This is a genomic window from Shewanella sp. (genome assembly GCF_047975355.1).
Classification (GTDB): Bacteria; Pseudomonadota; Gammaproteobacteria; order Enterobacterales; family Shewanellaceae; genus Shewanella.
Genome location: NZ_JBKEDJ010000105.1, coordinates 1 through 13711, shown reverse-complemented (window position 1 = coordinate 13711; position 13711 = coordinate 1). Strand labels below are relative to the sequence as shown.

Sequence of the window (13711 nt, the reverse complement as noted above, 5' to 3'; positions counted from 1 at the left end):
GGCTGCTTGTCCATCACCCGAATGCGGACGATGGATTTAATGCTCTTAAAACCGTATTTCCAAGGCACCACTAAGCGGATCGGCGCGCCGTTTTGCGGCGGCAGGGTTTTACCGTAGAGTCCAACCGACATCAGCGTCAGCTCATTCATCGCCTCGGCAATGGTTAAGCCTTCCACATAGGGATAATGAATGCCGCCGCCCATTAAACGGCTCTTTTGCCCCGGCATTTGCTCGGGATCGAAGGCTGTTTCAAAGGCAACATACTTGCCTTTACTGGTCACCCCGACTTTCTTCAATAAAGCGGCGAGCGGAAAGCCTACCCAAGGGATCACCATGGACCAAGCTTCGACACAGCGCAGGCGGTAAATACGTTCTTCCAGCGGAAACAGCTTAGTCAGATCTTGATAATCGAGGGTCATGGGGCGATCCACTTCGCCTTCGATACGTAATTGCCAAGGGTCGACCTTAAACTGCTGGGCGTTATCAGACGGATCCTGTTTGCTGGTGCCAAACTCGTAAAAGTTATTGTGGGTGGTGACCTTATCGACGGGAGTCAGCACTTCGTCCTTGCCAAAGCGTGAATTGGCCTCGAAGGATAATGGCGTAGTGATAAAGCTGGTTTTGGGCTGCTCACCAAACAGATCGAATAATCCCGCCTGCACATAACCCGGAATGCTAGCCCCAATCGCGCCAAGGCCCATGGCTTTGACTATATGGCGGCGCGCTTTAAACACCGACTCGGGTGTCACTTGATTATCTTGGATATGCCAGCGCGCTTTTTTCAAAATTCCCGGTGTAAAACGTGATTGATTAGCCAATGGACACCTCTGCAAAAATAAATGTTATCTACCGACGCTTAACTCACACTCTGCGCTCGCCCAAAAACCTCAGGTACATTTACCTGTGTTGATCAGCTGTAGGGATATAGACACAGATAACAGCAAAAAAATTTCATCCCTCACAGTATCTCAACTTAAGCGACTAAGTCTTGCTCATTTGAGTCATCGCCTAAACAGATTGTTAATTAAAGCACTTGAAGCCTTTTTGGGGGCATGCGACCCTAGGCGCCACAGCTAAAGGAGTGCTAATAAGATGCCATTTTCTCAATCTTTTTCCCTCGCCCAGATCATCGGTCTTCTCGCCGTGGCCTTTTTAGGACTGTTAATCGGTGCCCTACTCAATCAACGTCTCACCCGCTCACGCTGGCAACAGTTTAAAGACGAATTAGAGCAAGAAATGCGGCAAGTAAACGAAGACGCCGAGCTCTCCCTCGCCCAGCAGCAAGTTTTAGTCGACGACAAAGATAACCAACTGCGCCAATGCCAACAGCGCTTAGAGCAAAAGATAGAACAACTGGGTAAAGCCGAAGCCATGGCCGAGCGCCTGCCGAGTGTTGAGCAGCAACTTGCCGACAGCCATCGCCGCCAACTCGAGCTACAACTGGCTTTATCTAAATCCAATGCGATGCAACAGACCATTCAAGCTAAGGCCGATGCCCAGCAATCCGCCATGCAGGAAAAAATCGCCACCTTAGAAATGGCCGAAGTGCGCCTACAAACCCAATTTGAAAACCTTGCCAATCGAATTTTCGAAGAGCGCAGCGAAAGCTTTAAACATCAAAATGCCAACCAGTTAGAAGGCGTGCTCGGGCCGTTGAAGCAACAGTTAGAAGGTTTTAGGCAGCAAATTCGCGAATCCTACAACCATGAACAGTCGGAGCGCAGCGCCCTTAAACATCAGTTAGAACACCTGCGTGAGCTCAACTTAAAAATGAGTCAGGATGCCATTAACCTGACCAAAGCCTTGAAGGGCGATAACAAGCAGCAAGGCAACTGGGGCGAAGTGATTTTAGACCGCGTGCTGCAAGAAAGCGGTCTGCGCGAAGGTCACGAATACCACACCCAGCAGGATCTGAAGGACGACAGTGGCAAACGTTTTAAGCCAGATGTGATCGTGCATTTGCCTGAAAATAAAGATGTGGTTATCGATGCCAAAATGTCGCTCATCAGCTACGAGCGCTATTTTAATAGCGAAGATCCGCTGGTGCGTGAACAGGCCATCAATGAACATGTTTTATCGATCCGCAATCATATTAAGGGATTGAGTCAAAAGGATTATCAGCGTTTACATGGGCTAAAAAGCTTAGATTACGTGTTGATGTTTATCCCGATTGAACCCGCATTCTTACTGGCCCTAGAGCATGACCCAAGTCTTGTTAACTTTGCCCTCGAGCAAAATATTATGCTGGTCAGTCCAACCAACCTCTTGGTTGCCCTGCGAACAATCAATAATATCTGGCGTTACGAGTATCAAAACCAGCACGCCCAGACCATTGCCAAACAGGCGGGTCGGATCTACGACAAACTCTGTGGCTACCTCGACGATATGGAAAAACTCGGTCGAGCTCTGGATAACGCCGAAAAAACCTATCACAGTGCCATGAACAAATTGTCGTCGGGCAAAGGCAATTTAGTGCGTCAAGCGCATTTAATGCAGCAACTAGGTGTTGATACCAGCAAGCAACTCGATAAGATGTTACTTGAAAAGGCGCTTAACGAAGCCTTAGACGAGAGTGATGCGCAGGACAGCGGTGATAATCAAACTAATCGCGATACGCTTTTGACCCATACTGAGGATGCCACCGCACTCGAACAATAACGATCAACACGCAGTTTAAAAGCCAATAACTCATAATCCTGAATCGATAGGGAAAAGTCGATTGTAACCTTGATGCCCGGAGGCAAGTTCTGCATGTGCAACCCATTGACAAAGATGGTGTTATCCAGCGCAATTATCATCGCAGGGGCATTTAATGCCTCTGCGGCTTTCGCGTTAACTTCTACCCAGAAGACCTTTCTTGAGGCTGAAAAAGCCTTAAAGAAACAAGACTATGCCACCTACAAGCCCCTGCGTGCTAAGTTAGGCGATTATCCGCTGGCGATTTATCTCGACCATGATATCGACATTGGCAAACTTAACGATTTACGCGGCAACGACGCTAAGGCCATGATAGATAAGTATCAAACCACGCCTATGTATCAACGCTTGCGTTCAAAATATTTATTAAATGCCGGCGGCCAAAAGCGTTGGAACGACTTTTTGAGCCTCGCTCAAGACGCGCCGACCGATGTCAGGCTGCAGTGTTATTTTTATGAAGCCAAACTCGCCAAGGGCGAAACCCAAACCGCTAACACGGCGGCGCAGTCACTTTGGGTCTATGGCGATTCCCGTCCCAAGGAATGCGATCCCCTTTTCAATGCCTGGACCAAGGCCGGTAAGCGCACTCAGGATGTGATTTGGGCGCGGATGTTACTGAGTTTCGATGAGGGCCAAACCAGCCTGCTGAGTTACCTATCGCAAAAGATCACCGTGCACAGCGCCGAAGCAAAACGCTTAGTGGCGGTGTTTAAAGATCCCAATAGCCTGCGCCATACCGAAAAATTTAAGGATAAAAATCCTATCGTTGGCGATATCGTCGCCGCGGGCTTAAAACGCCTTGCCCGTAAGGATCTCGACCAAGCCATTAATTTATATACTCGGTATCAAAAAGCGAAACGCTTTACCCCAGCGCAGGATCAACAGCTGCAAAAGTACTTGGTACGCCGCGTGTTGATTGAGCAGGATGATAATTTTAGAGACTGGGCCGATAATCTGCTGCCCGAGATGAAGAGCGATGATATGTTCGAGCGCCGCTTACGCTGGGCTATCCGCGAGCAGGACAATACCCATATCGCGCGCTACTTAGATTTATTATCACCCGAGACCTTAGCCAAAGAACGCTGGCAATATTGGCTGTATCGTACCAACGCGAAACACGCTCCCGAAAGCGCCACAAAGGCTTTAGCGGCGGTCAGCAATGAGCGTAACTTTTACGGCTTTGCCGCGTCGCAGCTATTGAATAAGCCCGTGTCTTTAAATCAAAGCCCTGAGCCTGTGGTGGATGGGGCCAGCCAAAAACTCGAAGACGACTTAGGCTTCGTGCGCGTATTGGAGCTGATGGAACTGGACCGTTACTTCGATGCCCGGTATGAATGGGTTGCCCTGCTAAAACGCAGCAATAATGAGATGCGCGCCCGCTATGGTCGTTATGCCCACGATCAAGGCTGGTATGACTTTGGCGTGGAGGCCAGTATCCAAGGCAAGCTCTGGGATGACATTCCCCTGCGCTTCCCGATGGCGCATCAATCAGGCTTTGAACATGCCAGTAAAAAGCACAAGGTCAATATTGATGAAATCCGTGCCATTAGCCGCCGCGAAAGTGCGTTTTTCCGCTATGCGACCTCAGGTGTCGGCGCCCGTGGTTTAATGCAGATTATGCCCGCGACCGCCAAGGCGACGGCGAAGAAACACGGAGCTAAGTACAGCGATCCTAAGGATCTGTACAGCGCCGAGCTGAACTTAAACTTAGGCAGTGCCTATTACGCGCAATTGTTGAAGGATTTCAATCAAAACCGCGTGTTAGCAACCGCCGCCTATAACGCAGGTCCCTCGCGAGTTCGCCGCTGGTTAGCGGAGTCGAATGGAAAGCTCGATGCCATGAGTTTTATCGAGTCCATTCCCTTCACCGAAACCCGTGAATATGTGCAAGCCGTGTTAAGTTATCGGTTGATTTACGAGGCGCAAAAACAAAAGCCGCAGCCGTTATTCAACGAGGCTGAGCTTAAGTTCCATTACTAAGCCGCATGGCGGAAATGGGATAGTAATCAAACAGTAATCAAGGTGGCGTTGGCCACCTTGATTATTTTTGACAACGTCGAGATGCCGTTTTACCCCAAGGTTTAACCGTATGAGTGTTTAATCGGCAAACGCGCTCAAGCGAGGTAAACTTGTTTGCACTCTTAGCCGCTAAATGCGAATAATTAGCGATTAGTCATTTAACACGCCAGTCTCGATGCTCAATCTCAGCGGTTTATCCTTAAGTTGCGAATACCAGCCCTTTGTCTGTCCCCATACTCAACGCATTCATGGCTATGAAGCACTCGCCCGTTTTTACCTCGAGCAGGGTCAGGCCATCGCCCCTAATCTAGTGTTTGAGCAATTACACGAAGCCAGCGAACAACTGGCGGCGGTCGAGTTTCAGGCAAAAGCTTTTCAGCTCAAACACGCCCCACAGGCGCAGCGGTTATTTGTGAATGTGGACCCCCACGCGGTGGATGGTGCGCATACCCAAAAGTTACTCGACCTGCTATCGCAGCATCCGCAATTGACGGTGGAAATCATTGAAAACACCTGCGTGAGTGATGCCGAGCTTGCTAATCGCCTATTCCATCAATTTAAAGCGGCCAATATTCAAGTGGCGCTTGATGATATCGGCGCCCCCCACTCCATGCTCTCCATCGATTTAATGATGAATGTGGATTACCTCAAATTTGACCGCTACTGGCTTAAATTAATCGACGCGCCCCATGGTATCGCCCTGCTCGGCGCCCTGATTGAATTTGGCAAACGCACAGGCAAACAATGCATCCTCGAAGGCATCGAAACCCCAGCCCAGCTCCAGCTAGCCCGTGAACTTAATATCGATCTAGTACAGGGATTTCTATTCAAACCTTGGTTTATCCGCCCCGAGCAAAGCGAAAGGTTAATTTGTTAGGGAAGGATGCAGTCACATACTGGTATGGAAGAATTCATCATGTTCGTGGCCATTGGTAAGTCTGAAATGCTTCAAATTTAATGTCACCTAGCGCAGATATGGATTGTCATCGTTTCCCCTGTGACACGCCATAAACTCATCCCTGAGGGCTCGACGGCGGCATCTGCTGTACATGGATGTACGAATGCCGCGTTCACATGGATGTGAAAGAGCGGCCATGCCGCCAACGGTCACAGTTGCAACAATGCCAATCTTTACGACCATTGAACTGTTCATCTAGCTAAAAGCTTTTTGCCCCATTACGTGTTTCGGCTCGTTAACTCGATCGAAAACTCCCACTCCTGCTGCCATACATATTTTTATCTATTTACTTATGTTTGGCTCTACCACGAAGCGACTAATAATGTATTGGTATACAGTCATATTTAAATTTAGATACTTTGTAGTGATTTTAAGACAATATCAGTGTGCATCAACTCCATCTTCAGCAAATAAAATGCTATGAAATCAAATGACTACAGTGGCTTACTTTTAGTTAATAGGTTTGGAAAACGCGTATGCGTGTTTTTCCAGATGGTGTATTTAGCAGAAAGCTGATAAGTTCTTTGGATACAGTATAGTTAATCGTGCGCGTTTTCACTGTTCCAACGAGGTAAACGCGCATGCGCACTAAGAAAATGTTATGTGAATTTGGCAAACAATCGAACATTCTAAACTTAACAAAGGATGAATAATGGATTTAGAGTTAGGAACACAAGGTTTGAAAAGGGTAGATGTTTCTTTGGAAAGTTTTCTATCGCGAATTAGCACTGGTAAAGCAGTTTTATTCACAGGCGCAGGTTTCTCTCTAAATACAAAAAATTTGAATGAAAAAGAGCCACCTTTAGCTAAAGGATTAGCAAGGGAAATAGCAAAACTTGGCGAAATGGACCCTAGTGATAATTTAATGTATGTATCTGATTACTATCTTTCATACAAATCTAAACCGAATTTATTAAATTTATTAAAAAACAGTTTTGTCTTGAACGAAGTTAGTGATGAACATATTTCTATATGCTCTATTCCATGGAAAAGAAACTATACGACAAATTATGATAATGCAATTGAGATTTCAAATAGAAAAAATGGAAAAAACATTGAATCATTATGTATAGAAGACGATCCAAATGATTATATACATATGGGCGACATATGTTTGCATATAAATGGGAAAATTGAAAACTCAACTGTCGATGATTTGGAAAGCAATATAAAGTTGAGCAACTCCTCTTATATTTCATCTGATACTTTTACAAACTCAAATTGGTTTTATCATTTTAAAAGAGATCTGGAAAGTTGTACGGCTTTAGTTTTTGTTGGTTATTCATTGTACGACCTGGATATTCAAAAATTCTTATTTGATAATCCATCGATTAAAGAGCGAACTTACTTTATAACGCGAAAGGATGCTACTCATGAAGAAACTTATTTCCTAGGGAAGTTTGGACATGTGCTTGCAATAGGGGTTGATGGTTTCGGTAACTTAATAAAAGAAAATAAAAGTATAATTTTAAACCAGCAGCACGAAGACTATACTGAGTCATTAGTGAAGTATGAAAACACCTTTGATGATGTCAATATTAGAGACGCAGAGGTCGAAAGATTTATTCTCTATGGTGATATCAAGCAATCACATATAGATAGAGCTATTTCGATTACGCAAAAAATACCTTATTTTATTAACAGAAACCATTTGCAGGAAATTTCTAATCTTATAGAAGAGAGAAATAATGTTGTTTTAGTTTCTGAGCTAGGTAATGGTAAGTCAATTATTTTAAAAAGTATCGTTGCTAATTTGACAAAAAATGGTGTTGATACGTATATATTGGAAGACGATGGGGGGGATTACCTAAATGATTTGGATGTTTTAAGTAAGGTAAGCAAAAGGTTAGTTGTGGTCGTCGATGATTATGATAAACATATTAATCTAATTAAACATTTCGATACCATGAAGCCAGAAAACATTAATTTAATTATTACTTCTAGGACATCAGAGCATGAAAGGCATAGACACGAGTTTTCAAAATTTAGCAGCAAGTTTTTAGAAATATCTATCGATATACTTCAAAAAAATGAAATTGAATTTTTTATTAGCATAATCGACAATATAGGGATTTGGGGTGATATAGCAAACTGGAGTCCTGAAAGAAAGATTAATTATTTAATTCATAAGCACCACTCTCAACTATCATTAATCTTGTTGGATTTATTTAATTCACCATGTATTGTGGATAAGGTTAAACAGATAACTAATGTCTTGTTTAGCAACTTGAAATATAAAGATACCGCATTCGGGATTGCATTGATTGAAACTATAGGTCTTAAGGCAAAATCGAGTTTGATCTCAGAGTTATCGCTGAACAATGAAGTCTATGATGTCAAACTAACTAGTAATCCATATTTTAGGGAGCTATTTAAAATAGAAAATAACCTGGTAAGCTCAAAATCAAGTTTATTTTCTTTATCTCTAATTAAAAACTATTTCTCGGCCAATTACATCGTTGAGCAGTTACTTTTAATTGCTAAGCATCTTAATTCTGAAAATGGTCGATCCTATGAAGAAAATAAAGTATTTAAAGAGCTTCTAAAGTTCTCTTTCATTGAAAGGCTGCTGCCAGAGCAAAATAGGAAGAATAATTTATCGAAATACTATGAAAACTTAAAGATTTCCGCGCCTTGGTTAAAGACTAGCCCACATTTTTGGGTGCAATTTGGAATGTCGCGACTCCCTTATAAAGATTTTAAAAAAGCTCAGGATTATTTTAACCAAGCATATTCTTTTGCTAAAAACAAAAATGATTATCACACTGAAAATATAGATACTCAGCAAGCAAGGCTTTATATTCTTCAGTGCCTTGATGCTAATGATCCTGTTGAATCAGTAAAATATTTTCAATCAGCAGATACTTTGTTGAATGCACTGAATGATGATGTTTATAAATTTAGACAAATCATTAAATATAAAGATATTTATATTAATAAGTTTTCTATATTTTCAAATAAACAAAAAGTTGCTTTCGAACATTCATGTAAAAACTTCTACTCAGCTGTAGAACGTGCATCACAGGCAGGAAAAATAAGTATTAATGATGAAAATACCATTTCAAAAGTAATAGAAAGTTTGGACTTTATTATCAATGATATTGAGGTTAAGCGTTAATTCACATTACTAGTCAAAGCACTCAGACGCAGCATAGCTGCGTCGGTGTTTGAAGCGTTATCTCCATATAAATTTTTATCCGAAATTCACTAGGTGCAGCCGACGTCCTGACACGCTTTTGTCCCAAAACATGCTGCGTAAAGCATTTAAATCTAAAAGTTAAGCTAATGCTAAAAAGGTGAACTGTGGCGATTAGCTAGACGACCGTCCGCCCCACGGACGGGGCGGTCGAGCATCCACGGATGGACTTGCTGCGCGTCGGCGAGCAAATGCCACGGCTCGCCGATAAACTGCAGCAAAAAGAACCAATAAACCAAGAGTTAGCCTGTTCACAGTTTTATCTACTCTAATTAACGCTTTTCAGCCTCAAATCATACGGTGTGAAGATAATGGAATGCCTTGGCTCACCTCTCTATGGACGGTAAGAATCACACTAAGCCAATTGATTTCACAGTAAAAGCGACTGGCTAAGCGCGACATATTCCGCCATAGTGGTAGAGCGAATGACCTTATCCATGCACAAGGAGTCTCCCGTGGCACATTCTGGTTTAAGCCAACTATTACAACAACTTGAACAAGTATTATTAGGCAAGCCACGGCAAATTCGCTTAGCCCTCGCCTGTATTCTCGCCCGTGGACACCTGTTAATTGAAGATTTGCCCGGCATGGGCAAAACCAGCCTGTCCCATGCCCTCGCCCAAAGCCTCGGCCTTAGCTATCAACGCATTCAATTTACCAGTGATATGCTGCCCGCCGATATTCTCGGGGTATCGATTTTTGATAAACACCAAGCGCAATTTGTGTTTCATCCCGGTCCTATTTTTAAACAGATGGTGCTGGCCGATGAGATTAACCGCGCCAGCCCTAAGACTCAGAGCGCCCTGCTCGAAGCCATGGCCGAGCAACAAATTTCAGTCGATGGCGTCACCCACAGATTACCTAATCCCTTTTTTGTGATTGCCACACAAAACCCCACGGAGCAATCGGGCACCTTTCCGCTGCCCGAATCCCAACTCGACCGCTTTATGATGCGGATTTCCATCGGTTATCCTAGCCATGATGCGGAGCTGGCGATGCTCAAAAGCGAGCAAACACCGCAAACCCTCGATAACTTACCCCAATGTTTAACCCCGCTGGCATTAACCCAGTTGCAGGAGCAATGCGATAAGGTCGCGGCGTCGGACGCGCTGCTCAATTATGTCTTGGCCTTAGTGCATGACTCGCGCAACCAAACCGATGCCGTCGGCTTATCGCCCCGCGCAACCAAAGCCCTGTTGCAGGCAGCTAAAGCATGGGCATTTTTAGAGGGAAGACACTATTTAGTCCCCGAAGATGTGCAAGCGGTGTTTTGCAGCGTGGCCGAACATCGACTGCGCACCAGCAGCCAATTGCAGGGGGAAGCGCTCTCGGAGCGGATCCTCGCCAGCGTCAATCCCATCATGTAATGCCTTGCTAATCATATCGATAAGGATGCTCAGACTATGATGAGGACAGGATGAAACGAGTTTTTACGACTTTCTGGCAACGCTGGTTGGCAAGGCGCATGCCGCCCAGTTCAGAGTTTGTCCTCAGCCATCGCAGCATCTTTATTCTGCCCAGTGGCTTTGGTTTAGTCTGGCTTGCTCTAGTACTGCTGCTGTATCTGTTTGGCACTAACTATCAAAACAACCTAGTGATTGGCCTGAGTATTTTACTCCTCAGTCTATTTAATACCTGCATCCTCTACAGCTATAAAAATCTCGCGGGTTTGCGCCTTCGCGGGCTCACAGCACCTGAGGTGTATGCGGGCGAAACCATCACCTTTCCGGTCCTACTCACCTCAAATCACAGCAGCCACAATATAAGCTTAAATTACCCCAATAATTTAGCGTACTTACTTAAACAGGTCGGCGCCGATGAGGTGCAAGCTCTGGTCTCGTTTGCCCATGATCGCCGTGGTCTGGTATCGCCTGGCCGACTTAAGATTGAGTCCTTTTATCCCTTAGGGCTTTGCCGCGCTTGGTCCCATATTGATCTCGATAATGCGCACATCGTCTACGCCCACCCAATTGAAAGCCCTTTGCAGCTAAAGCCGGCCACCGAATCCGGTGATGACGAACGATTAGAACGAGCCGGAAAATACATTGCGGGCATCGATGAATACAAAGGGCTTAAGCCCCATGTGCTCGGTGAATCCCTCAAGCAAGTGGCATGGAAACAATGGGCCCAAGGGCGCGGCATGTTAACCAAGGAGTTCGAGCAGCCTCAGGGCGATCCGGTATGGTTAACCTTAGTCCCTGATCCCGCACAGCTTGAACAGCAATTAGGTCAGCTTAGCTGGCAAGTCAACCATTTGAGTCAACAGGAGCAATATTTTGGTCTGTGGCTGCAGCGTGTCGGGGCGGAAGATCTGATCCTCACACCCGATACGGGCAATGCCCATCGTATCGCCTGCCAAAGGGCGCTCGCACTCTACGGACAAGATATCAGCATGCTGGATAAAACCGATAAACTGATGAATAACCAAGGCGTTAGCCATCAGCACCCGCTTCCTCCCCATGGGCAAGGCGTGCGTTCTGCAAAAATGGAGCCGCGGCGATGACAATGCAAACTTCGACGCATCAAAAAGTGAATCCATCTAAGCTGACAACCTATCATGCCAATGGGCCGCAGACGGGTGATAATATCAGCCGCCAAACGCTATTTTGGCTGCTGCTCACCAATATTGCGGTACTCAGCCCCTTATTTGATAAAACGACGCCTTGGACCCTTGGGATCTGCGCCATTTGCCTGGTGTGGCGAGTCGGCATCTATGTCGGCAAAGTGGCAAAACCACCACGCTACTTAGTCACTAGCCTTGCCATTGGCGCCGCGGTTACGCTCGCATTGGTATCAGGTGAGATTGGACTATTAAACGCCTTAGTCAACCTGCTGATTTTAGGATATGCCTTAAAATACATTGAGATGCGCAGCGTTCGAGATGTGCGCGCCGTGGTGATTGTGGGCTACTTTTTAATTGCGCTGACCTTTATCGACCATCAATCCATGCTCAATACCGTGCATTTAATTGGGGTCACTATCATCAATACCTGCGTACTGGTGACCCTGTATCAAAGCAAACACAACTGGCAACACACAGCTTGGATTGGCGCTAAATTATTGCTGCAGAGTGTACCTTTGGCATTACTGCTGTTTTTGGTCTTGCCGCGCTTTGCCCCACTCTGGCTAGTCCCGAATATGAAAGAAGCCCAAACCGGGCTCTCGGATACCCTTTCCGTGAGCGATATCAGCAAACTCACTCGCTCCTCCGCACTGGCCTTTAGGGTAAGCTTTACCGAGGCGAGACCCATCCAAGCCGAACTCTATTGGCGCGCGTTGGTGCTGGAAGATTACGACGGCCAAACCTGGCACCAAGATGTCGGCATCAAACAAATTCAAAAGGATGCGCTGTTTTTTCCACCCTCAAGGCCAGATCCCGCGCGGCAACTCCCCGCAGCGATGACGGATGATACAGGCAGCCATGCGCCGCAGCGATACGACTATCAAGTGATTGTGGAACCCAGCCACCAGCCTTGGTTATTCGGGCTGGATGTGGCCTACAGCCAAGATGAAAAGGTCATCAATCTCCCCGATTATCGGCTCTATTCCCTACGTAATGTCGATCAGCGTATGGGTTATAGTGCCCGTTCTTGGCCTAAGGCCCAAATGGATCTCAAGTTAAGTGTCAAACAGCGGCAAATAAACCTGAAACTGCCCGAGGGCACTAACCCCAAAACTCTGGCGCTAGCCACCGAGTTTAAAGCCAACTACCCCGAGCCAAAACAGCGTCTGCTCGCCATGATGGGTTATTTTAATCGCGAACCGTTTTTCTACACCCTCACCCCGCCGCCCATTGGGCCCCAGCAAGTTGATGATTTTCTGTTTGAAAATAAAGCCGGATTTTGCGCCCACTATGCCTCCGCCTTTATCTTTATGGCGCGAGCCACTGGCTTACCCGCACGTATGGTCACCGGCTATCAAGGGGGCGAATACAACCCGCAGGCCGATTACCTGAGCGTGTATCAATATATGGCCCACGCTTGGGCAGAAGTCTGGCTCGAGAATGAAGGTTGGGTACGATTCGATCCAACGGCCATGGTCGCGCCTAATCGTATCGAACAAGGCTTCGATGCCGAGTTTTCCCCCGAACAAAGCTACCTGCAAGAAAGCCCCTTTAGCAGTTTGCGCTTTAAAAGCATGCCTTGGCTCAACGAGTTAAGGCAGCGCTTTGCCAGCCTCGATTATTACTGGAGCCTCTGGGTGCTCGGTTTCAATCAGGAGCGGCAAAACAAAGTGTTAAGCGGCATTTTAGGGGATGTCACTAAAACCAAGGTGGCGGTGTTTATGAGTGTCTGTATTAGCCTTATCGGCCTCTATATCGCCTATAGCGTGGGGCTGTTTCGCTTTAAACGGGAGCAGGATCCCATCAGCGCCAAGTACCAACGCATTTGCCAGCGCCTTAGTAAATTTGGCATCGTCCGCCCCGCTCACCTTGGCCCGAACGCCTTTGCAGCCCAGCTTATTGACACGCATCAGCAGCAATCCCCAGAGTTTTGCCGCGAGTTTGACATCCTGACCCAAAGCTATGTCGCGCTGAAATACCAACAGCTTGCAGACAGTGACTATCAAGCAGCGTTAAAACGCTTTAATGCTGCCGCAAAAGCTCTTAACTGGCGACTATTTGGCCCGAGTAAACAGTTAAAATAGGCGGGATAAACCGCAGGGGGACAAGATTGTTGAATCTTATAAATCAGTCACATAGAATTGCCAAGCCACTTTGCTATGCATAACAGCAATCCCAAATCGTGAGTCGAATATGCTGAAGTTAATCCAATCCAATCAAATGGAAGTGCTCTGTGCCCATCTTGCCGCGTATTTGCGCCAGCCGCTACCCGGCGCGG

The 13711-nt window shown here is 46.1% G+C and carries 8 protein-coding genes; 7 read left to right on the top strand and 1 reads right to left on the bottom strand.

Annotated elements, in window-relative coordinates; all coding sequences use genetic code 11:
- Positions 1–818: protein-methionine-sulfoxide reductase catalytic subunit MsrP (gene msrP, locus ACK5NH_RS20810; protein WP_416923163.1), on the bottom strand; the 818-nt coding region annotated here is incomplete at its 3' end.
- Between the two features lie 274 nt (positions 819–1092).
- On the opposite strand from msrP, the gene rmuC reads away from it, so the two are divergent.
- From rmuC to ACK5NH_RS20775, 7 genes are all read left to right on the top strand, one after another.
- On the top strand, positions 1093–2658 hold the full coding sequence (gene rmuC / locus ACK5NH_RS20805) for a DNA recombination protein RmuC (protein WP_416923161.1): 1566 nt from the start codon (positions 1093–1095) through the stop codon (positions 2656–2658).
- A gap of 93 nt (positions 2659–2751) precedes the next feature.
- Positions 2752–4677: a transglycosylase SLT domain-containing protein gene (locus ACK5NH_RS20800; RefSeq protein WP_416923159.1), complete on the top strand. Its 1926-nt coding sequence runs from the start codon at positions 2752–2754 to the stop codon at positions 4675–4677.
- Between the two features lie 214 nt (positions 4678–4891).
- Positions 4892–5593 (top strand): EAL domain-containing protein, encoded by a 702-nt coding sequence (locus ACK5NH_RS20795; RefSeq protein WP_416923157.1) that lies wholly within the window; start codon positions 4892–4894, stop codon positions 5591–5593.
- Between the two features lie 733 nt (positions 5594–6326).
- On the top strand, positions 6327–8792 hold the full coding sequence (locus tag ACK5NH_RS20790) for an SIR2 family protein (protein ID WP_416923155.1): 2466 nt from the start codon (positions 6327–6329) through the stop codon (positions 8790–8792).
- A 533-nt stretch (positions 8793–9325) separates the two neighbouring features.
- Complete coding sequence (locus ACK5NH_RS20785; RefSeq protein WP_220055758.1) at positions 9326–10237, top strand: AAA family ATPase; 912 nt, start codon at positions 9326–9328, stop codon at positions 10235–10237.
- 50 nt (positions 10238–10287) lie between these two features.
- Positions 10288–11373 carry a DUF58 domain-containing protein gene (locus ACK5NH_RS20780; RefSeq protein ID WP_416923153.1) on the top strand — a complete coding sequence of 362 codons (1086 nt, stop codon included), beginning with the start codon at positions 10288–10290 and terminating at the stop codon, positions 11371–11373.
- Positions 11370–13517 (top strand): transglutaminase TgpA family protein, encoded by a 2148-nt coding sequence (locus ACK5NH_RS20775; protein WP_416923151.1) that lies wholly within the window; start codon positions 11370–11372, stop codon positions 13515–13517. The genes ACK5NH_RS20780 and ACK5NH_RS20775 overlap by 4 nt, the downstream gene beginning before the upstream one ends.
- Positions 13518–13711: the final 194 nt, after the last annotated feature.

Excerpts from the sequence above, each read along its gene's own strand:
- rmuC (WP_416923161.1), top strand. The coding sequence starts at position 1,093 with ATGCCATTTTCTCAATCTTTTTCCCTCGCCCAGATCATCGGTCTTCTC.
- ACK5NH_RS20800 (WP_416923159.1), top strand. The coding sequence starts at position 2,752 with ATGTGCAACCCATTGACAAAGATGGTGTTATCCAGCGCAATTATCATC.
- ACK5NH_RS20795 (WP_416923157.1), top strand. The coding sequence starts at position 4,892 with ATGCTCAATCTCAGCGGTTTATCCTTAAGTTGCGAATACCAGCCCTTT.
- ACK5NH_RS20790 (WP_416923155.1), top strand. The coding sequence starts at position 6,327 with ATGGATTTAGAGTTAGGAACACAAGGTTTGAAAAGGGTAGATGTTTCT.
- ACK5NH_RS20780 (WP_416923153.1), top strand. The coding sequence starts at position 10,288 with ATGAAACGAGTTTTTACGACTTTCTGGCAACGCTGGTTGGCAAGGCGC.
- ACK5NH_RS20775 (WP_416923151.1), top strand. The coding sequence starts at position 11,370 with ATGACAATGCAAACTTCGACGCATCAAAAAGTGAATCCATCTAAGCTG.